Source organism: Variovorax sp. 10N432 (assembly GCF_056394465.1).
Genome location: NZ_JBFTHX010000006.1, coordinates 157286 through 176944 on the forward strand (window position 1 = coordinate 157286; position 19659 = coordinate 176944).

Annotated in this window: 21 protein-coding genes; 11 read left to right on the forward strand and 10 right to left on the reverse strand. The window is 66.8% G+C overall.

The annotated features are described in order from the left end of the window. Window positions 1–13: 13 nt before the first annotated feature. Window positions 14–1810, reverse strand: a complete 1797-nt coding sequence (locus AC1DF3_RS09830; protein ID WP_478139519.1) for a di-heme-cytochrome C peroxidase — start codon at window positions 1808–1810, stop codon at window positions 14–16. Window positions 1811–2038: 228 nt separating this feature from the next. On the opposite strand from AC1DF3_RS09830, the gene AC1DF3_RS09835 reads away from it, so the two are divergent. Together AC1DF3_RS09835 and AC1DF3_RS09840 are read left to right on the forward strand one after the other, a co-directional pair. Beyond that, a complete protein-coding gene (locus AC1DF3_RS09835; RefSeq protein ID WP_286531110.1) occupies window positions 2039–2626 on the forward strand; it encodes a hypothetical protein in 588 nt (195 codons plus the stop codon). 135 nt (window positions 2627–2761) lie between these two features. Then, the gene (locus AC1DF3_RS09840) at window positions 2762–4072 is read left to right on the forward strand and encodes a patatin-like phospholipase family protein (protein WP_478139520.1); all 1311 of its coding nucleotides are present in this window, start codon (window positions 2762–2764) and stop codon (window positions 4070–4072) included. Here the strand turns inward: AC1DF3_RS09840 and AC1DF3_RS09845 are convergent. Continuing rightward, window positions 4006–5058 carry a fatty acid desaturase family protein gene (locus AC1DF3_RS09845; protein ID WP_478139521.1) on the reverse strand — a complete coding sequence of 351 codons (1053 nt, stop codon included), beginning with the start codon at window positions 5056–5058 and terminating at the stop codon, window positions 4006–4008. The genes AC1DF3_RS09840 and AC1DF3_RS09845 overlap by 67 nt on opposite strands. A 65-nt stretch (window positions 5059–5123) precedes the next feature. Between AC1DF3_RS09845 and AC1DF3_RS09850 the strand changes: the two genes are divergently transcribed. Then, a complete protein-coding gene (locus AC1DF3_RS09850) occupies window positions 5124–6152 on the forward strand; it encodes a GlxA family transcriptional regulator (protein ID WP_478139522.1) in 1029 nt (342 codons plus the stop codon). A 45-nt stretch (window positions 6153–6197) separates the two neighbouring features. Here AC1DF3_RS09850 and AC1DF3_RS09855 read toward each other — a convergent pair whose 3' ends face one another. From AC1DF3_RS09855 to AC1DF3_RS09865, 3 genes are read right to left on the reverse strand one after another with little or no spacing between them, the layout of a single operon-like run. Next, window positions 6198–7067, reverse strand: coding sequence for an isocitrate lyase/PEP mutase family protein (locus tag AC1DF3_RS09855; protein WP_478139523.1), 870 nt, complete (start codon window positions 7065–7067; stop codon window positions 6198–6200). Beyond that, window positions 7064–8020 (reverse strand): tripartite tricarboxylate transporter substrate binding protein, encoded by a 957-nt coding sequence (locus AC1DF3_RS09860; RefSeq protein WP_286531119.1) that lies wholly within the window; start codon window positions 8018–8020, stop codon window positions 7064–7066. The genes AC1DF3_RS09855 and AC1DF3_RS09860 overlap by 4 nt, the downstream gene beginning before the upstream one ends. 41 nt (window positions 8021–8061) lie before the next feature. Then, window positions 8062–9189 (reverse strand): TauD/TfdA family dioxygenase, encoded by a 1128-nt coding sequence (locus AC1DF3_RS09865; RefSeq protein WP_286531122.1) that lies wholly within the window; start codon window positions 9187–9189, stop codon window positions 8062–8064. A 127-nt stretch (window positions 9190–9316) separates the two neighbouring features. On the opposite strand from AC1DF3_RS09865, the gene AC1DF3_RS09870 reads away from it, so the two are divergent. Then, a complete protein-coding gene (locus AC1DF3_RS09870) occupies window positions 9317–10180 on the forward strand; it encodes a LysR family transcriptional regulator (protein WP_286531124.1) in 864 nt (287 codons plus the stop codon). 62 nt (window positions 10181–10242) lie between these two features. Here the strand turns inward: AC1DF3_RS09870 and AC1DF3_RS09875 are convergent, their stop codons facing one another. Next, entirely contained in the window at window positions 10243–10548 is a 306-nt protein-coding gene (locus AC1DF3_RS09875; protein WP_478139524.1) for a hypothetical protein, read from the reverse strand. Window positions 10549–10888: 340 nt separating this feature from the next. Between AC1DF3_RS09875 and AC1DF3_RS09880 the strand changes: the two genes are divergently transcribed. Beyond that, window positions 10889–11473 (forward strand): hypothetical protein, encoded by a 585-nt coding sequence (locus tag AC1DF3_RS09880; protein WP_478139525.1) that lies wholly within the window; start codon window positions 10889–10891, stop codon window positions 11471–11473. A gap of 42 nt (window positions 11474–11515) precedes the next feature. Here AC1DF3_RS09880 and AC1DF3_RS09885 read toward each other — a convergent pair whose 3' ends face one another. Then, window positions 11516–11851: a c-type cytochrome gene (locus AC1DF3_RS09885; protein ID WP_286531131.1), complete on the reverse strand. Its 336-nt coding sequence runs from the start codon at window positions 11849–11851 to the stop codon at window positions 11516–11518. A gap of 169 nt (window positions 11852–12020) precedes the next feature. On the opposite strand from AC1DF3_RS09885, the gene AC1DF3_RS09890 reads away from it, so the two are divergent. After that, entirely contained in the window at window positions 12021–12389 is a 369-nt protein-coding gene (locus tag AC1DF3_RS09890; protein ID WP_286531133.1) for a response regulator transcription factor, read from the forward strand. Between the two features lie 21 nt (window positions 12390–12410). Here the strand turns inward: AC1DF3_RS09890 and AC1DF3_RS09895 are convergent, their stop codons facing one another. The 3 genes from AC1DF3_RS09895 to AC1DF3_RS09905 all read right to left on the reverse strand — a co-directional run bounded on the left by AC1DF3_RS09895 (window position 12411) and on the right by AC1DF3_RS09905 (window position 14810). After that, window positions 12411–13553 carry an autotransporter outer membrane beta-barrel domain-containing protein gene (locus tag AC1DF3_RS09895; protein WP_478139526.1) on the reverse strand — a complete coding sequence of 381 codons (1143 nt, stop codon included), beginning with the start codon at window positions 13551–13553 and terminating at the stop codon, window positions 12411–12413. Window positions 13554–13711: 158 nt separating this feature from the next. Next, complete coding sequence (locus AC1DF3_RS09900) at window positions 13712–14155, reverse strand: hypothetical protein (protein WP_286531136.1); 444 nt, start codon at window positions 14153–14155, stop codon at window positions 13712–13714. 64 nt (window positions 14156–14219) lie between these two features. Then, the gene (locus AC1DF3_RS09905; protein ID WP_478139527.1) at window positions 14220–14810 is read right to left on the reverse strand and encodes an N-acetyltransferase family protein; all 591 of its coding nucleotides are present in this window, start codon (window positions 14808–14810) and stop codon (window positions 14220–14222) included. 216 nt (window positions 14811–15026) lie between these two features. Here AC1DF3_RS09905 and AC1DF3_RS09910 point away from each other — a divergent pair, with 216 nt between their 5' ends. Genes AC1DF3_RS09910 through AC1DF3_RS09930 form a run of 5 tightly spaced genes read left to right on the forward strand, consistent with a single transcriptional unit; the run spans window position 15027 to window position 19659 of the window. Next, window positions 15027–15737 carry a flavin reductase family protein gene (locus AC1DF3_RS09910; RefSeq protein ID WP_478139528.1) on the forward strand — a complete coding sequence of 237 codons (711 nt, stop codon included), beginning with the start codon at window positions 15027–15029 and terminating at the stop codon, window positions 15735–15737. 29 nt (window positions 15738–15766) lie between these two features. Continuing rightward, entirely contained in the window at window positions 15767–16969 is a 1203-nt protein-coding gene (locus AC1DF3_RS09915; protein WP_478139529.1) for an alpha/beta fold hydrolase, read from the forward strand. Window positions 16970–16982: 13 nt separating this feature from the next. After that, a complete protein-coding gene (locus AC1DF3_RS09920; RefSeq protein ID WP_478139530.1) occupies window positions 16983–17876 on the forward strand; it encodes an alpha/beta hydrolase in 894 nt (297 codons plus the stop codon). Between the two features lie 31 nt (window positions 17877–17907). Then, the gene (locus AC1DF3_RS09925; RefSeq protein ID WP_301810367.1) at window positions 17908–18696 is read left to right on the forward strand and encodes an enoyl-CoA hydratase/isomerase family protein; all 789 of its coding nucleotides are present in this window, start codon (window positions 17908–17910) and stop codon (window positions 18694–18696) included. 51 nt (window positions 18697–18747) lie between these two features. Next, window positions 18748–19659 carry a LysR family transcriptional regulator gene (locus AC1DF3_RS09930; protein ID WP_286531146.1) on the forward strand — a complete coding sequence of 304 codons (912 nt, stop codon included), beginning with the start codon at window positions 18748–18750 and terminating at the stop codon, window positions 19657–19659.

Genomic DNA, 19659 nt, shown 5'->3' on the forward strand with positions numbered 1-19659 from the left:
GGCGTCGGGCTTTTCAGTTCCGCGTCCACGGGCCGGTGCCGGTGACAGCGTTGGGTGGGCCGCCGAAGGGCGTGACCCGGCCCGGCTCCTCGGGAATCGACTTGAGGTATTCGACCAGCTCCCAGCGCTGCGCATCGGTCAGCAAGGGGCCGATGATGCCGTTGCCGAGGGGCCCGTTCTCGAACGAATGCCCGGCGTTGGAGTTGCCTCGCAGCGAGGTGTCGAGCAGGAAGCGGCCGGTCCTGCCGCTGGTGTCCAGGCCCACCTTGACCGGATCGAATTCGCGGCCGACATAGAAGGTCTTGGTCCGCTCCTTGGCGGGGACCAGCATCTCGTAGAGATTGGGCACCGATCCGTTGTGCATGAAGGGCGGCGTCGCCCATACGCCGTCGCGCGGGGCGGCCTTGTACACGTCCTCGCGCTGGCGGGGCGTCGGCAGTTCGCGGTAGCCGTGCAGGTTGATGGTCTGCTGCTCGTCGAGCTTGACCTGTGACAGCGCCCGATCCAGCACCAGCTTCTGCGTGATCAGGTACAGCGCGCCGGTCGGAACGGTTTCCTTGCCCTTGAAGGGTTCCGGAAGATAGGGCGCGAGGTTGCCCGTGATGGCGTAGGGCCGGAGGTTGTCGAACTGACCCGGGTCGGTGCCCACATAGGCATGCGGCACGACCCCGACCTCCAGGAAGCGCTTGCCGTACTTGTTCGGCGCGGTCCATGTGTAGGGCCACGCGTTGTGGCAACTCGCGCAATGGGTCGCGAACAGCGCCTTGCCGGCGGCCGCCTTCTGCCGGTCGATCCGCCCGAAGATGTCCTCCGGCCACTTGGGCGGGGCGAGCCGCGTCAACTGGTTCTCGATCTGCTGCAGGTTCAGCAGCTGGGCGTTCGACTCGAAGAGCCCTTCCTCCGGCGTCCTGGCATGCAGGTTCATCGGCAGGTAGACACCCATGGATTCGACGAGATTGCGGTTGATCGGGTCCTGCTGCGAGGCGCGCCACTGGGTCCACGAGCCGTGCGGCGCGTTCCACAGGAAGGGTGGCTTGGTGGGCGCGAGCGGCGTGGAGTGGTTTTCCGGGATGCGGGTTTCGATGGCCAGCAAACGGTTGACGATGGCGGAGATCGCATCGATCCGGGCCGGGCCCCAGACGATGGGCGTGGCGAGCGTGCGCGTGCGGTAGTCGTGGACCGGAATGGCTTCGCGTTCGAAGCGCTTGCCCAGCTCGCTCTTCGCGTCCGCGCTCATCGCGCCGAGCTTCGCCGCGAGACGGTCGAACTTCTGCTTGTCCGCCAGCGTGGCCTGCATCGCATCGTCGAGCGCGGCGACGTAGCCCATCATGTCGAAGGTGTTGGCGACGCCGCCGTCGATGCGGATGCGTTTGCCCTGGTAGTTGAGCTGCGCGTTGTGGCAGGCGGCGCAGGTCAGGCCGATTTGCACGTCTTCGACGTTGCTGCCTTTCCTCTTGACGACCGTCTTGCTCAGCCCGATCGGCAGCGCATCGGGGTTGTTCTGCGGATCGGCGGGCTGGGTGATCAGGCCGAAGCGATCGCTGTTGGCATCGGATCGGAACAACTCCTGGCTGCCTGCCGTTTCGAGGTTCAGGAACAGGTCGTACGACATCACGGCCGAACCTTGCGAGACCTGGTAGTACCAGGCACGTTCGGCGGGCGTCCAGCCCTGGTCGAGGAAGACCACGGGTCCCGATGGACTGGTTGCGGCTTGCGCCACCGCGGCCGACGGCGCCAGACTCAGCAAGAGGGCGCATCCGGGCGCCAGAAGACCGAAGACCGTGATGGTGGAGCGACGCTTGCGAGACATGGGCACTCTCCGAAAATCGGCCGCCTTCCGGGCCCGTTGGGGGATTCTCAGACCGATGACGCCGGCGACCTATCCCGGTGGCCACGTAGGCCACGTACGTGGGGGGCCGGGCAGGACACGTACGTGGTCCTGCGTGGCCGTCCGGATGGCGCGCGGCATCGCAATCCTGAAAATCCGCAGTGCGGGGTGCGAGCGCTCCGCCTACCGGACGTGAAAGGAAAACCTGAAATGAAAGCAGCCCAGTACACAGTTCTCGCACTGGCTTCGGCGCTGGCCTTCAGCGCGCCGGCCCTGGCGCAGCCGAGCACGCCTTCAGCCACCCCCAAGGTGCTGGATGTCCGTGACATGCTCAAGGAAGTCTCGATCTCCGCGCTGGTGACCGCGATCGACCCGAAGAACCGCATCGTCACGCTCAAGGGGCCGGAGGGGAATGAATTCGCGGTCATGGTCGACCCGCGGGTCAAGAACCTGGCACAGGTCAAGGTCGGCGACATGGTCGACGCCACCTACATCCAGTCGGTGGCGCTGGACTTCCAGACCGGCAACGGGATACGGATGGCGACGTCGACGGCGGCCGTCGACCGCGCCCAGGTCGGGCAGCTGCCCGGCGGGGCTGCGATGAAGCAGACCACGCTGGTGTCGAACATCTGGGCCATCGACCAGGCCAAGGGCACCGTGATGGTCCGGGGGCCCTTCGGTCACTTCACCGAAGTGAAGGTGAAGGACCCGGCGATGCTGAACGGCGTCAAGGTCGGCGACCAGATGAAGATGACCATCACGCAGGCGATCGCCACATCGGTCGTCAGGAAGTCCTAGCCGCATTCTTGCCGGACAGCCTGGTGGGCGTGTGACATGGCGGCTTCGTCGGCTGTCCTCGCGCGCCGCCAGGGCCTGCTGTCGCTCCTGCTGGCAGGGATGGTGCTCGCACTTGGCGCCTGCACCAGCTACGGCGTGGTCGACAACCTGCCGTTGTCGCCAGGTCGGCAGGGACCGGTCTACTCGCTGGGTGAGTTCGCTCGCGACCCGCAGCGGCATTCCGGCGAGTTGACGCTGGCCGTTGCGTTCTCGGGCGGCGGTACGCGCGCCGCCGCCCTCTCCTACGGCGTCATGCAGGAATTGCGCGACACGCGCGTGCGCATCGACGGCAAGGAGCAGCGCCTGCTGGATGCGATCAATGTCATCAGCTCGGTGTCCGGCGGGAGCTTCACGTCGGCCTACTATGGCCTCTACGGCGATCGCCTCTTCGTCGACTACGAGCAGCGCTTCCTGCGCAGCGACGTCGAGGGCGCCCTGCTGCGCGGCTTGCTGAACCCCGTGCGGTGGTTCAGCAGCCACGGCCGCACCGAAATGGCGGTCGCCTACTACCAGCAGACGCTGTTCGGCAATGCGACCTTCGGGGATCTGGCCCGGCGGCCGGCGGCGCCACTGATCCTGATCAACAGTTCGGACCTGAGTTCGGGCGGCCGGTTCTCCTTCGTCCAGGAGTACTTCGATCTTCTGTGCTCGGACCTGAGCAGTTTCCCGCTGGCCCGCGCCGTCACGGCGTCCAGTGCCGTTCCCGTGCTGTTCGAACCGGTGGTGGCGGAGAACTACGCGGGTTGCGCCGCCGGCATGCCGCCATGGCTGGTGGCCGCGCAGCGGCGTGATGCCGACAACGACTACCTGAGCATGGTGGTGCAGGATGATCTGGCCTACCGGAACAAGGTGACGTACCGCTATGCCCAGTTCGTCGATGGCGGGATCACGGACAACCTCGGCCTGCGCGCCCTGCTGGACGCCGTGGAACTCGCGGGTGGTGCCGAGAAATACCTCCGCACGCTCGGCATCGCCGCGCCGCGTCGCATCGCGATCATCTCGGTCAACGCCGCCGCCGACACGCCCGCGGGCATCGGGGAGAGCAACCGTGCGCCGTCCTTCGAGCAAACGATGAACGCTGTCACCAATGTGCAGCTGGATCGGTACAACGTGTCAACGCTTCAACAGACGCAGCAGGGCCTCGAGCGCTGGACGCGCGAACTCTCGACGCCGGAACGGCCCGTGACCTCGTACTTCGTCCGCCTCAGTTTCGAGGACGTGCCCGATCTGCCGCTGCGCCGGTTCCTGAACGGGATCCCGACCAGCTTTGCGCTGGACAAGGAGCAGGTCGAGCGCCTGATCGCCACCGGGCGGGATCTGTTGCGCAGCAACCCGGAGTATCAGCGCTTGCTGGCCGGTCTGCGAGTGCCGATAAAGTCGACCGAGGCGACAGGCGCTGCGCCGTGAAGCTTGCCGACGAGGCTCCGTATGACCTGGACATATCCTCCGGCGACGTGGGCCTGCTGAAGCACTCCCTTGTCCCTCAACAGCCGGTGCATCCGCCGCAGGTTGTAGGAGGGAACGGTCGGCACCAGGTGATGCTCGATGTGGAAGTTGACGAAGTTGGGTGCGAACAGCAAGCGCTCCCACCACGCCGCGAGGACCGTCCGCGTGTTCGACCAGATGTCTTGGCTCACCGTGCCCGGAAGTGCGCCATGCTCGGCGGCATTGCGGATGCGGCTGACCATCATGTACGTGGTCAGCCAGGTCGCCGGCCACAGCAGGTAGGCGATCGCGTGACCGCAGGTCCACAACAGGACCAGCGCCAAGGAATGTACGAGCAGGATGCGGCGGGAGTTCCACAGCAGGTGTCGCACTTTGCGCTTTTCGGAACCATCGCCATCCATTGCCGCGGGGTCGGCGCTCTGCTTCTTGTAGGCATAGCCGAATCGCAGCTTCTCAGGCTCCGCATGCGCATACAGCACGGCGAGAGTGGCTGCCGCCTTCAGGCCTGTGAGGCCGAGCAGGTCGCGAAGAACCTTGCGTGCCAGTGAGGATGGGCTGACCGGATAGCCACGGTAGTTGGCCAGGTCCGGATCGTCCTCTGTGCCGGTCTTCATGTGGTGGGTCATGTGATAGCTGCGATAGATCGACAGGTCGGCGAACACTGGCGCGGCGCACAGCCACTGGCCGATCCAGTCGTTCAGCGGGCGAGAGGGCGTCAAGGAGCGATGCGCGCACTCATGCATGAGGATGCCCAGCCCCAACTGGCGGCCGGCCAGCACCAGCATGGCGAGCGCTACCGTGGCGATGCCGGGCCGGGCGATGACCACGGCAAAGCTCGCCGCGATCAGGCCCCAGTTGACCAACAGCATCCAGGCTGCCTTCCAGGTGGACTTGCGCTGCAACATCAGCAACTCGTCGCGGTCCAGCAGTTTGCGTGCTTCATTCATGGGGAACATTCAAATGCAATCTCGAATGCTCCGATTGAATCAAAGGCAGCGCAGAATCTGTTGTCATGAAGCGCCAGATACTTGACACGAAAGCACCTGCCACCGCTCCTGTGCGCGTGGCCATCCTGCTTCCCGAGCGCCCGTGGGCAGGCTCGGTGCTGCTGGTGCGCGACCTGCTCCAGGCCGCCGGCACCCTTGCGGCGCGCAACAGCGACATCGCCGCGAGTGCACTGTTCGACGTTCGCCTGGTGGCGCGGAGCAAGGCTCCGGTCATCAGCTTCGGCGGCCTGCCGCTGACGCCGGACCTGACGCTGAAGCGATCGGGTGAATTCAGCGTGGTGGTCGTGCCCGCCCAGTTCGCGCCGGCAGCCGAAACGACCGAAGACGACGCGGCGTACTGCCAATGGCTGTGCCGGCAACATGCAGGTGGCGCGCTGGTGATGAGCTTCGGCGGCGCGCTGCTGCTGGCCAAGTCAGGCTTGCTCGATGGGCGCGAGGCCACCGGATTGCTGAGCGAGCGATCGATCATCCGTCGCCGCTTTCCGGAGATCCGCTACCGGTCCTCCCTCAGGATCGTGGCGGCCGCCGACATCATCACGGTGTGCGGCATCGGTCCCACGGTGGATGCATGTGCCCACCTGATCGAGCGGTTCTTCGGCATGCAGCGCGCACGTCGCTTCCTGAGGCACACCAGTACCGAGGCGCTTCCTGCCGACAACAAGCTCGCGCTTTGGAGCGCCGCGTACAAGCGGCACGGCGACGCGCAAGTACTTGCGGTGCAGGAAATGCTCGAGCGCGATGTGGATCCGGTGCCGAGCTTGGCTACGCTGGCACAGCATGTCGGTTTGAGCGAACGCAGTCTGTCGCGACGCTTTGCCGACGCCGTCGGCTTCAATGTGCGGCAGTACGTGGCGAGGCTGCGTCTGGAACACGCGGACCACCTGCTCACCACGAGCCGCATGGCGCTGGCGCATGTGGCGCGCGAATGCGGCTATTCGAGCGCCAGCGCCCTGAGTCGTGCGTTTGCGCTCATGCGCGGCAGGACGCCCCGTAGCCACCGACTAGAGCATGCGGCCTGGCATCAGCGACGATGAACAGGTGCTCTCCTGCCGGTGGTCAGGTAGCCGCCGCCAGATCGTCTACGTGTGATCGCCTGCATAGGCCGCACCCCGCTTCAGAAGCTCCGGCGTTCCGATCACCTCGTTGAGCTGGTCAAAGTCCAGCATCTGGCTGCGCAGCGGCTGCGTGGTGCCCTCGGCCTGCAGCGAGGCGAAGTAGCGCTGCAGGCCGGCTGCGACCCAGCGGGCCGTCCCACCAGGAAAGATCACGATGCGAAAGCCCAGCGAGCCCAGGTCGCCCGCACTGCTGATCGGCGTGTGCCCGCCTTCGATCATGTTGGCGAGGAGCGGTACGCGGTGGCCGAAACGCTCGCACGCCGCACGCATTTCCTCGCGGGAACGCAAGGCCTCGATAAAAAGCGCATCCACGCCGCATTCGAGATAGGCCTCGGCCCGCTCGAACGCAGCTTGCGTGCTCTCGACGGCGACCGCATCGGTGCGCGCCAAGATCAGCGTTTCGGCGCTGCGCCGCGCATCCAGTGCGGCACGCAGTTTGCCGCACATCTCCTGGCGGCTGACGAGCGTCTTGCCGGCCAAGTGGCCGCAGCGCTTCGGAAAGCGCTGGTCTTCCAACTGGATCATGGCCGCGCCGGCACGCTCGAAGTCGCGCACGGTGCGCTGCACGTTCAGCGCGTTGCCGTAGCCGGTGTCGGCATCCACGATCACCGGGAGCTGCACCCGATCGGTGATGCGGGCGAGTACGTCCGCCGTTTCGCTGGCGGTGGTCAGCCCAACGTCGGAACGGCCCAGCTGTGTGTAGGCGACCGCGCCGCCCGAGAGGTAAAGTGCCTCGAAGCCGGCCTGCTGGGCGAGGAGGGCAGTCAGTGCGTCGTAGACGCCTGGCGCCAGCAGAGGCAGGTCTCGGCGCAGCCGTTCACGCAGCCCGCTCATTCCGGCTTCGCTCCCGTTGCCTGGACGATCTTTCCCCAGCGGACGATCTCGCTCTTGACGAAACGGCCGAACTCCTCCTGGCCTGTGCCCATGGCGATGAGACCCTCGCTTTTGAAGCGTTCGCGCATGGCAGGCGAGCCCAGCGCCTCGCGCGCAGCGGCGGAAATGCGCGCCGCCTCGGCCGGCTGCATGCCCGCGGGCCCGAACAGGCCATACCAGGAGCTGAAGTCGAATCCGGGCACGGCTTCGGCGATGGCGGGCACCTCGGGGAAATCCGCCAGCCGCCGCTTGCTGGTCACACCCAATGCCTTGACCTTGCCAGCACGCAGAAGCTGTTGCACGCTGGCCACGCCGGAAATCACCAGGTCGATCTGGCCGGCCAAGACGTCCTGCAGCGCCGGACCGGTGCCCTTGTATGGAACACCGGTGATATTGATGCCCGCGTCCAGTTTCAGCACCTCACTGGCGAGGTGATTGGAGCTGCCCAGTCCGGCAATGGCAATGTTGAGCTTGCCCGGTTTGGACTTCGCCAGCGCAATGAGTTCCTTGATGTCATTGGCAGGCAGGTCGGGACGGGCTACGAGGATGCCCGGCAGAGATGCGATGCCTGCCAATGGCGTGAAGTCCGCGACCGCATCGAAAGGCAGCTTGCCATACAGCGATGGGTTGATGGCGTGGCTGGTGTAGCTCAAGAGCAGCGTGCTGCCATCCGGCGGCGACTTGGCCACTGCCTGGGCTGCGATGTTTCCCGCGGCACCGGGCCGGTTGTCGACGATGAACTGTCGGCCCAGGCGCCTGCTCAGTTCCAGAGCCAGCTCGCGGGCGACGATGTCGGTGCCGCCGCCGGGCGTGGCGCCCACCAGCATACGGGTCACGGTCTGGGCCTGTGCCCACGGGGCGGCCAGGGCCGCCGCGCCCGCGCCCAGCAGGAGCAGTGTCTTGCGTCTATTCATGTCTTGTCTCCTTTTTCGGGTGGCGCGAAGGTTGCTCCGCGTCAGCCGGCGTTCGCCGCAGCGGTCTCTCGCGTCACTGTTGGCCGCCAGGGTCGCCAGGCCATGCCCAGTGTTCGGGCATGGCGCTCCTCGTAGGCCAGGAATTCGGCGCTGATGGCGCTGCCGCGGACGCCGCCACGCACGGCGCCCGGGCGCACGTCCCCGTAATACTCCTCCCACTGCGGGGGCAGAGGCTGTGAAGAAGGTATCGACAGCCACAGGCGCAGCAAATGGCGCTTCTTGTCGGGCTCGTCGAAGTCCTCGAAGTTGGTGCGCGAATGGAGGGTGACGTAGTTGTTCAAGAGTTGCAGGTCGCCGCGTTCCAGTTCCATCGAATAGCAGAGCCTGTCGCTTGGCATGAGTTCGTCGAGCAGGTCCAGGGCCTCGATCTGTGCCTGCGTCAGGCGTGGCACTTCCTCGAAGTCGCGCTGGGCCGCATCGGAGTTCTTGCGGTTGGTGCGGGCGCAGAAATGGATCGGGTCGTCACCGAAGATCGGACAGCTGTAGAAGGGCAGCTGCGCCGGGTCCTGCGTGCCCTGGTAGCTGTGGAACCAGGGTTGCTGCAGCACCGGAATCAGGTCGGGGCGTAGCCGCTGCACTTCGTCGCGCAGCGCGATCGAGCTGATCACCTTGCTGGTGCCCCCGCTCTTGGCGGTGCGACGGCACAGCAGCGCGACCACGTCGCAGGAGTCCTGGTGGAAATCCAGGCCGGCATTGGTGTTGTAGCCGCGCCCCCCCTTGATCTTGTAATTGCCGCCTGCGTCGCGCACGTCATTGATGATCTCGCTGGCGCGGTTCTGCGTGCGGCCCACGCCCATATACAGCCCCATGCCCCAGTAGGCCAGGCGAGTCTGCGCCTCGGTCCACCGCTGTACCGGAAATCCCTTGAGCAGGCACATGCCCCAGCGTTCCTGGGTCGTGTCGATGGCGCGCTTGAGAACTGCCCGCGACGCATCGGGCAAGGGGAAATCTTCCTGATTCATTTCCAGCAGGCCCTTGCCGGTGCCCTGGGCGTGGGCCAGCGCTGCATCGAAGCCCGCCACTTCCTCGGCGGTCATGCGGATGATCCATGACGTGTCGTGGCGAACGTCCTCGGCCAGCCATGGCCGGACTTGGAAGGGGGTGCTCATTGCGCTTCTGTCCTTTCGGGTTGGTGCAGAGCCGGCGCGACGCGCGGCCACTCGATGAAGATCAGTCTAGGCTTGCAAGCGATCAATAAAAAGCGATGATCCTTGAATCCCAACGTCAGAAACTTTGATGAAGATCGAGACTTTCTCAACGCTGGACGCCGTGATCCGCAGTGGCAGCTTTGCGGGCGCAGCCGTGCAGATGAACCTCACGCCCAGCGCGGTGAGCATGCAGATGAAACAGTTGGAGCAGTACTTGGGCGTCGCACTTTTCGACCGGTCGGGCGCACAGGTGCGCCCGCTGGTCACCGCCTTCGACGTGGCATCGGCAATGCGCGAAGGGCTGCTGCGGCTCGAGGAACTGCGGCGCCGTCCGTCCATGGCCATCGAAGGTGTGGTGCGGCTGGGCATCATCGAGTCGCTGCTGCCTTCCCTGCTGCCCGGCACGCTGTCTTCGTTGCGGGGGCGGCACCCGCGTCTTGCGGTGCGACCGCAGCGTGGCCGAAGTGCGTCGCTGATTGCCGACGTCAAGGCAGGGCAGCTCGATGCGGCTGTGGTGGCCATGCCTGCCAAGGGCGGCAGCGATCGCCTGAGATGGTGGCCGCTGGCGCGCCGCGACCTGATACTGATAGCGCCACCCGATTCCACCGAGTCCAGCCCGACGGCATTGCTGCGCCGCTACGACTGGATCCGATATGACAGAAACACGGTCACCGGCGCCATGGCGGCACGGCACGTTCTTTCGCTCGTGCCGGACAAGCGCGGCGCGCTGGAACTGGATTCGGCGCCCGCCATCATCGCGATGGTCAGCGGCGGGCTGGGCGTGGCGATCATCCACATGCTCGACGAATCCCTGCGCAAGGCCTACCCCGTGCGGCAGGTGTCGCTGGGAAGAAGCGCCCCGAGCCTGATCCTTACTTTGGTGAGCCGCAAGTCGAGCGAGGACGACAGGGCCTTGGTGGCGCTGCGCGAGGCGCTGGCAGAGCAGTTGTGACGCGCCGTCGGGCGCTCAAGCAGACGAGTGGGTCCTGACGACGAGAGATGACGCCCGCACGTCTACGGTCCTGCCCGCCTGTAGGTCCCACGAGGCAGGCATGGGCTGGAGCCGGTCACCACCAGCTTCGTGAAGCCGAAGTCCGACCGGACCGTGTAGTCCTTGCCCTTGTGCGCATCGCCCGGCTGCGTGCGGTGGCTGAACTTCTTGCCCGGACATCGGCTGGACAGGAACTCGTTGCCCGAGTGCCCTCCGGCGCGCCACGTGATCGTGGTGCTGCCGTTGACATAGGTGCCCTCGAAGTCATCGAAGGCCACGGCACAGGAACTCCAGCCGCCCGCGAGGACCATCGCGGCAAGGATCGGCATCTTCCGGCGCAAGCGGTACGTTGACATAGGGCGCGTGGTGAGTGGGTTGAATTCTATGGCGGGCCCCGCCCAGTTCGCGGGACTGTGACCCTGCCATCAACACGTACGTGGTTCTAGGTGGCCGCAGGGATGGCGGGGCGGGTGCTCTTTCCAAAATTGACCTGTCGCGATGCTGCCGCGCAGGAGATTCCCATGCGCCTCATGTCTCCGGTCCTCGGTACCGCCACTGTTGTGCTCTCCGCCATGGCGACGCCCCTGCCGGCCCAGAACCTGCCCGCCATTCCAGCGCCGCAGACGCAAGGCCCTGCAACCTTCAGCCCGGAAGGACTATCCCCTGTCCTTGCTGTTCGCCACCGCCAGCGGTGAGTACATGCCTTTGGTCAACCTCGCGATCAAGGATGCCAAGGGCGCCAGCGCACTGACGGTTCCGTCGACCGGGCCGATCTGCCTGATCTCTAGGGCCGGCCGGATAGCGGCATCGCGCCGCGGGGCCGAGGTCCGCACAACCGATTGCCCCGGAGGGCAATTCGCCTTGCACCAAGGTGCAATATCGCGATGCGATCTTCGCGTGGAAGATGGAAAAAAATGGTCCTGTTGCGGTCGGATCCCGGACGCAATCCCTTTCTCGATGGCATCCGCGAGGCTCTTGGAAGCATTGGAAGATCTGGCCGCCTGCCTGCGGGTGGCGGCCCGCTGCTCGCCCGCTGATTTCCCGAAATGGAGCGATGCTCCCCCGAATCACTTTGCGGAGATCGAAAGATTGTGGTCCGACATCCGGCCACGGCTGCGGCGCGACCTGGCGGCAGCCGACGAGGTGAACGAAGGTCTCGGCGCGATGATTTCGGCTTTCGAGACCGGCGATGCGGTCAGGGTGCGAGAAATCGCCGAGGCGATGTCCCGCATGGATCTGGTCGGGCTGCGATGACGAGGAATCGCGAGACGGCAGGCGATGGGTCCGCCCGGGACCTCACTTGCGGCTGAGGATCCACGTCGCGAGCGTGCGGGCGTCCGCCTCGGAGATCTGGGGATTCGCGGGCATCGGCACCGGACCCCATACGCCTGAGCCGCCTTTTTGAATGACCGCGATCAGCGCATCCACCGCTTTCGGGTTGTCGCCCCCGTATTTGGCAGCGATGGCATCGAAGGAGGGACCCACCAGCTTCTGGGTCTGGGAATGACAGGACATGCAGGCGAATTTGCTCGCGAGGGCCTGTTCCGCAGGCCCCGCACGAGCGGGTGCCGGCCGCAGTCCGCCGGTCAAGGCAATCGAGATGGCGATCGCAAGGGCAGGTGCCTGATTCATGCTTCACATTGGATCGCGGAATCGCCGCCAATGGTGCGTGTCCGTCCACGTACGTGGTCCTGCGTGCTCGCCGGGATGGTCGCTTCGCCTGGATGGCGGCACCATCGGACACCGGTTCGGTGCAAGCCCGGAACCGGCACCCTCAATGCCTCGGGGAGACGCCGAAGCCATGTCCACCACCGTCCACGTCCTCGGATTCAAGCAGGATGAGCGCGCGTGGATCGAATCGGCACTGGCACGCATCGCCGATGCGGTGGAGTTCGTGGACGACGGCGAGGAGTTCCTCGCCCGGCCGCCCAGTGGTCCGGGGCGGTGCCTGATCGCGTCGGCCGATGTCGACGAGGCCGCGACGCTCGGGCTGGTGCGCGCACTGAGGCAACGCGGTGTGGATTTGCCCGTGATCGTCCTGGGTCCGCACTCCGCGTTCCGCACGGCCGTCGACATCGCGCGGCTGGAGGCGACGGACTTTCTGGAGCGGCCGGTCAGCGTGCGCGAGTTGCGGGCCGCCGTGCGCCGCATGCGATCGGACACCTCCTAGCGCACAGTTCGTCAACCCCACTCACCACGCGTACTTCATGCCCCCGCGCACTGTCCATGCCTGGTAGGACTGGTTGCCCCACTGCCATCCGACGTCGCCCCAGCCGGCCCAGCCCGGCTTGAAATCGACATTGACGCCCGCCTTGACCTCATAGCGGCTGCCCGGGTACATGTCGCGCACCGAGAACTGGTTGACCGTGAGCTCTTCGCCGGTGTTGTCGTACCACCAGTTGAACGCCGCATAGGGCCGCACGCCCCAGCCCCAATCGGGGGAGGAGGTGCTGCGCAGCCGCAGTCCGAGCCTGGACGTGTAGGCGCTGCGATGGGAGCCCTTGACGGCGAGGCCAGTCGGTTCGAGGGCGACATACGAATGGTTGTGCAGATAGATGATCTGGCCCTGTGGTTCGAGCACCCAGTTGCCGGATGCTCCCAATGGCATGGCATAGCCGCCTTCGGCAGAGAACATGCTGATGTGCGAGTCGTAGCCCGTGCGGTCGAAGGGAAGGCCGGTATCGACCGTGTTGCTGAAGCCGGCGTACTGGCCCCACACGTCCGTGTACCAGCCGAGCCGGCTCCGGTCGTTCTGGTACCAGGTGCCGTACATGCCGATCGCGCCGCCTGAGAAGTCGCCGCGCGCCTGGATCGGATTGCCGAGGGCGTTGGCGTCCGTGCGCCCGCTGGCATAGCCGGCCATGGCGCCGAGGTGCAGGCGGTCCGCACCGCCGAAAAGCGACCATTTCGCGACGTCCGCGCCACCCTGCAGGACCCAGCCCCTGCTGTCGGTGTCGAACCGGCCGTCGGCGCTGGTCGAACTCATCCCCTGGCCACCGGCGCGGATCCAGGCGTTGCCCGGGCTGAGTTGCAGCGGGTCGCCCCACCGATCCTGCAGGCTGTGCACGAAGGCGAAGCTCGTCATTCGCTGAATGCCCATGTAGGCGCCGGTTTGCGGCCGAGCGAGGGCGGCGATGCTGGCGCCGGGATTGCAGAGGGTCGTGGCGCCGGCAGGTGCCGGGCTGCATTGGGCGAAGGCGCCGCAACTGCCTGCACAGAGGGCGGCGGCGGCCGATATGCGTGTGCAGGCCCGGGCAAGGTGCGTCCCCGGCCCACCAGCCGGCCGCCGGGCCGGAGCGCCTCTGCCGGGCACTCGTCGAGACGCACATCCCATGGCCGAACCCTCCTTCGGACAGGCCCGGCGATCTGGATTGCCGGACGGCTCGAGGGATTGTGCGCGGGTCTGCCGGAGCCGTCACTTACCGGCAAGCGGAATGTGGCGTTCCGTCAACTATTGCTGGTTTTGAGGTTTCGACCGCAGGCCGTCACCCTTCACCGAGGCGCGCTCTTTTGAGCCTCCGCCCGCACCTGGGCTGCATTGGGCAGGGTCGACACGACCTTGCTGTTCACCCGCGACCCGCTGGTCACGTTCTGATCGGGGGCGGCGGCAGCGGCCTCGGCCTGGGCCCGAACCACGGCGGGGTCGGCCGTCGAGGTGAAGGGATCGGCGCCGCGCGAGCCGCGTGTCACGTTCTGATTGGGCGCGCGCGCGGTGTCGACGGCCTGCTGCTGCACCGCCGCGGGATCGGCCACCGAGTTGAACGGTTCGGCGCCGCGCGACCCGCGGGTGACGTTCTGGTTGGGCGCGTGGGCGGCAGCGATCGCCTCGGCTTGCACGTCGGCGCGGCTGCGGCCGGCCTGGGCATGCACCGAGCTTGCGAGCATCCACGCAATGGCCGTGGTCGAGACGATCTTGATGATGGGCGAGGCTTTCATGTGTCGATTTCCTTGGATCGTTGCAGCGGCTGATGTGCCGGCTTCGACCGCGATGCTATGGGCCTCACATTGCGCGACGATGACGAACCGGCCCTGCCTGCAGATCCAGGCGCAAGTTGGTGATGATCGCGAGCCCGGGCTCCTTGGAGAGCGTGAAGCCGAATCGCCGGGCGAGCGCCAGCATGCCCCTGTTCTCCGACAAGGTGCTCCCGACCAGCCGCCTGATGCCCGACTGCCGGGCCAGATCGATCAATGCCGTGAGCAGACGCCCGCCGAGCCCCTGGCCCTGCCAGTCGTCGGCGATCACGATGGCGATCTCGGCCTCTTCGTCGGCGCCCTCGATGACGTAGCGCGCAACCCCCACCTGCCGTTCCAGGCCATCGACGAAGACCGTCGCGACCATGGCTCCCTCACGCGATCGATCGATGTCGGTCCAGCGCCGGAGCTCTTCGTCCGACGGCTTTCTCGCCGACATCAGGCGTTGGTAGGCAGTGCGTGGTGAGAGCCCATCCACGAATGCGCGTTCGCGTTCGAAATCTTCCGGCTCGATCGGCCGGACATGGATGCCGCGCCACCCTTCGATGGCTCCCGCATGGAAGCCGGGAAGCCGGGACTCGATACGGGCGCCGGATGCGAGAGGACTCAGGGGGGACATGGTGGCTTGCTCCGATGGGCTGGGGTGTCTCGAATCTAGTCGTCGGGTTCTTTCAGAAAAAGGCGGTCCGGGGCAATGCGGTTTTGCGGTGGCTGAAAAAGTCGCCTCGCGTTCCTGCGCTCTATTGACGCGGCTGAAAAAGCGTTTTGTGCCGCGTGGCCTTACCGATCCGCAGCCGGCTTTCTACAGTCACGCCTCCTCAACCGGGAAGCCCTCATGATCATCGACGCCTCGACCCTCGACCCGACCTCGGCCTACAAGCTGCTGATCGGCTCCATCCTGCCCCGCGCGATCGGCTGGGTCAGCACGCAATCCCGCGAGGGCGTGGCGAATCTCGCCCCGATCTCCTTCTTCACCGCCGTCGGCCGCAAGCCGCCGATGGTCTCGCTGTCGCTCCAGCCGCGCTCGGACGGCGTGACGCTCAAGGACACCTTCTTCAACATTCGGGACACCGGCGAGTTCGTGGTCAACATGGTCACGCTGCCGCAGGCGCACGCCATGCACAGGTCGGCCTTCGAATTCGACTCGAACACCGACGAGTTCGCTGCGGTCGGACTGGAGAAGGAAGCCTCCGTGGCGGTCAGGCCGCCGCGCGTCAAGGGCGCACCCATCGCACTGGAATGCAGGCTCGACCGGCTCATCCCGATGGGCGACCTGGGGGACCACGTGGTCTTCGGCGAGGTGGTCCGCTTCCACATCCGCGACGACGTCTATCTCAAGGGCGGACGCATCGATACCGGCGCGCTGCAGGCCGTGGGCCGCCTGGCGGCCGAGTACACGCTGGTGCACAACGCCTTCACGACCCCGCTCGACGAACAGCTGCTGGCGTCGCTTCGCGGGCAGCGGGCAGGGCGCCTCGACGGCCATGCCGACGGCTATTCGCCGATCGACAGCAAGGAATGGTCCGCCTCCGGCGCGACGCGCTGAAACCCGAACAGATGACACAGGAGAATCGAATGACCGCATCCCATCCCTCTCTTCCAGACGAAGCTCGCGCCGGCGCGCCGGGTCCGACACTGGTCTTCGTGCACGGATTCCTCGACGGCGCCGCCGCCTGGGACGAGGTGGTCGCCGAACTCGGCGAGCGCGCGGCAGATGCGCTGTGTGTCGAGCTTCCGGGCATGGGCCTGCGGGTGGCCGAGTCCGGACCGTACAGCCTCGACGGTTTCGCGGAAGACGTCACCAGGCAGGTCCGCGCGCTCGCCCGCCCGGTGGTGCTCGTCGGCCAGAGCATGGGCGCGCAGGTTGCGGAACTGGCGGCAGGCCTGCTCGGGTCGCAGGTCTGCGCGCTGGTGCTGCTGACCCCGGTGCCGCTCGTGGGCACCGACCTTCCCGACGAGGCCATGAAACCCTTCCATGCACTGGGTGGCGATCCCGATGCCCAGCGCGGCTTGCGGCGCCAACTGGGCGTCCGGCTCGATGACGAGAAGCTGGAAAAGCTGGGGCGGCTCGGCGACCCGGTCGCGGCGGCCTCGGTCGGCGTCTTCGCCGACCTGTGGAACCAGGGCCATGCGCTGGGGGCCCAGGCCAGCCGGCATCACGGACCGGCGTTGATCGTCCGGGGTGAACTCGATCCGTTCGTCACCGCCGAAGTGGTCGCGCAGGCGGTGCTGCCGCGCTTCGAGGCGCCCACGGTGGCGTCCATCGGCGAAGCGGGCCACTGGCCGCACGTCGAGCAGCCCAAGGCCTTCGCTGGGGTGCTGGCCGAGTTTCTCCGGGCGCTGGACGCCCGGCCGACCGCGGCGCCCTCGCAAGGCTGGACCCGCGCGTTCGCGCAGAAGTCCTCCACGGCGTTCGCCGAGGCCTTCGCGAGCGACATCGTGCTCGAGGCCAGTGTGCTTGCCCATCCGGTCGTCGGCGCCGAGCAGGTCAAGACCGTCATGGGCGCCGCCAGCACGATCTACGAGGCGCTGGCCTTCACCCAGCAATCGACCAGCGGCCCGCGCACCTACCTCGAATGGGAGGCGCAGGCCTTCGGGGGCGAGAAGCTCTCGGGCGTGACGATCCTCACCCGCGACGACGAGGGAAAGATCGTCCGGGCCGCCATCCACCACAGGCCGTTGGGAAGCGCCCTGAAATTCTCGGCCGAACTCGGCCGCCGGGTGCAGGGCCAGGTGGCGGCCAGCCACTTCTTCGGCGCGGCCCACCCCAAGGACTGAACAGGAGATCGACATGGTGAAACGTACAGATGTGGAATTCGAGGTCGACGGCGGCGTCAAGCTGCGCGGCTGGCTCTTCGTGCCGCCGGGCGAAGGCCGGCGTCCCGCCATCACGATGGCCCACGGCTATGCCGGCGTGAAGGAGCACGGCATCGAGCCGTTCGCCAGGGCATTCGCCGAAGCAGGCTTCGTCGTGCTGCTGCATGACCACCGCGGCTTCGGCGCGAGCGAAGGCGTGCCGCGGCAGGACGTCGATCCATGGCGGCAGGTTGCCGACTGGCGAAGGGCCATCAGCTATCTGGAGAGCCTCGAAGTCGTCGACCCGAAGCGCATCGGGCTCTGGGGCACGAGCTATGCCGGCGGGCACGCGATCGTGCTGGGCGCGACCGAGCGCCGCCTGCGCTGCGTCGTGGCGCAGGTGCCGACCATCAGCGGCTTCGAGCAGGGCCTGCGCCGCATAGCGCCGGAGAACATCCACCTCATCGAGGAGATGTTCGCAGAGGACGACCGCGCGCAACTGCGCGGAGAACCGCCGCGCCGGCAGGCCATCGTGAGCGCCGGTCCGGCCATTCCCGCCGCTTACCGCGCCAGCGACGCGATCGACTTCTACCTGCAGCCGGTGCCCGAAGGCGCCTGGGAGAACAACGTGACGGTGCGATCCACTCGCGCCGCGCGGATGTACGAGCCCGGCCACTGGATCGCACGCGTCTCGCCGACGCCGCTGCTGATGGTGGTGGCGACACGCGACACCATCACGCTGACCGACCTCGAACTCGCCGCCTACGAGCGCGCGCTGCAGCCCAAGCGGCTGGTGACGATCGAGGGCGGTCACTTCGACCCCTATCTGGGCGGCTTCAAGGCTTCCAGCACGGCGGCCGTCGAATGGTTCAGGCAGCACCTGAGCTGAGTTTGCCCATTGACCCTACAGAGGACCCGCCATGCCCCACCTGACTGTCGCCTTCGACGAAAACCTGGCCACCATCGTGCTCGACCGGCCGCCCCAGAACCGCATCGACGACCAGATGATCGACGAGCTGGCCGCCGCCGTGACGGCCATCGAACGCAGTGAGGCCCGCGCGGTGCTGGTGCGCAGCGAGGGCGAGAACTTCTCGTTCGGCGGCGACATCATGAGCTGGCCGGGCGCCAGCGTTCGCGAACTGCGCAGCCGTTTCGAGCACTACCTGTCGGTCTTCAACCGCTTCGAGCGGCTGCCGATGCCCGTCATCGCGGCGGTGCAGGGCCTCTGCTTCGGCGGCGGGCTCGAGCTGGCGGTTCGAGCGGACATGATCTTCGCGGGCGAGTCGGCGACCTTCGGCCATCCGGAACAGTCGCTCGGCATCGTGACCGTGCTCGGCGGCATCTACCGGGTCGCCGAACGTGCCGGCCGCTCGCGGGCCTCCGAATGGGCGATGACCTCGGAGCGGGTGCCCGCGGCCACGATGGAGCGCTTCGGCGTGGTCAATCGCGTGGTGGCGGACGCCGATCTGCTGAAGGAAACGCGTGAGTTCGCGCGCAAGGTCTCGGTGGGGCCCACGCGTGCCTACGCCGCGCACAAGGCGCTGCTGCGGGCCTGGGCGGTGGGCGGCGTCGCCTCGGCGGACGACGCCATGTTCGACATCGCCATGCCGCTGTTCGAGACCGACGATGTCCAGCGCGGGCTGAAGTCGGCGGTCGATGCGCTGAAGGCCGGCAAGCCGCGCCCGGTGCTGGCGTTCAACGGCCGCTGAAGTCCGCGATCGATCTATGATGGCCCTCCGTCTCAACGGAGGAGCCTCAGCATGGACCGCATCGCCGCGATGAATGCCTTCGTCCGGGTGGTGGAGGCAGGCTCCTTCACCAAGGCCGCGGACACGCTCGACGTCCCGAACGCCACGGTGACCCGGCTGATCCAGGGTCTCGAGGAAGACCTGAAGGTGCGGCTGCTGCACCGCACGACCCGCTCCGTGACTGTCACCCCCGAAGGCGCGATCTACTACGAAAGGGTCGTGCGCCTGCTGGCGGATCTCGCCGACATCGAATCCTCCGCGCGCCTGTCGCAGGGCAAGCCCTCGGGCAAGGTGCGCGTCGAGACGGCCGCCGCCATCGGAGCGATGGTCATCGTGCCCGCCATGGCCGACTTCCAGCGCCAGTACCCGGACGTCGAAGTGGAGCTCGGTGTCGGCAACCGGCGCGCCGACGTCGTCGCCGAAGGCGTCGACTGCGCCATCCGTGCCGGGGAGGTCAGCGAGCAGCTGATGGTGGCGCGGCGGATCGGCGTCTTCCGGTTCGTCACCTGCGCCACACCGGCCTTCCTGGAGCTGCACGGCGCGCCGACAACGCCGGAAGAACTGCGCGAGCGGCCGGCTGTCGGGATGATGTCCGCGCGCAGCACCCGCGCGCTGCCGTTTCGCTTTTCCGCCGGCGACGCCGCGACCGACCTGGTGCTCGATCACAAGCTCGTCGTGAACGACACCAACTCCTACGTCGCCGCCGGATTGGCGAGCCTTGGCATCATCCAGGCGCCGAGCTATGCGGTGGGTCCGGCGATCAAGGCCGGGCAGCTCGTGCCGCTGCTCGAAGACTGGTGCACGCCGGCGATTCCGGTGCATGTGCTCTACGCCCCGAACCGCTACCTGAGCGCCAAGGTGCGGGTGTTCATCGACTGGACCGTCGCGCTCTTCGAACGCAACGACGACCTGCGGCTGCGTTGA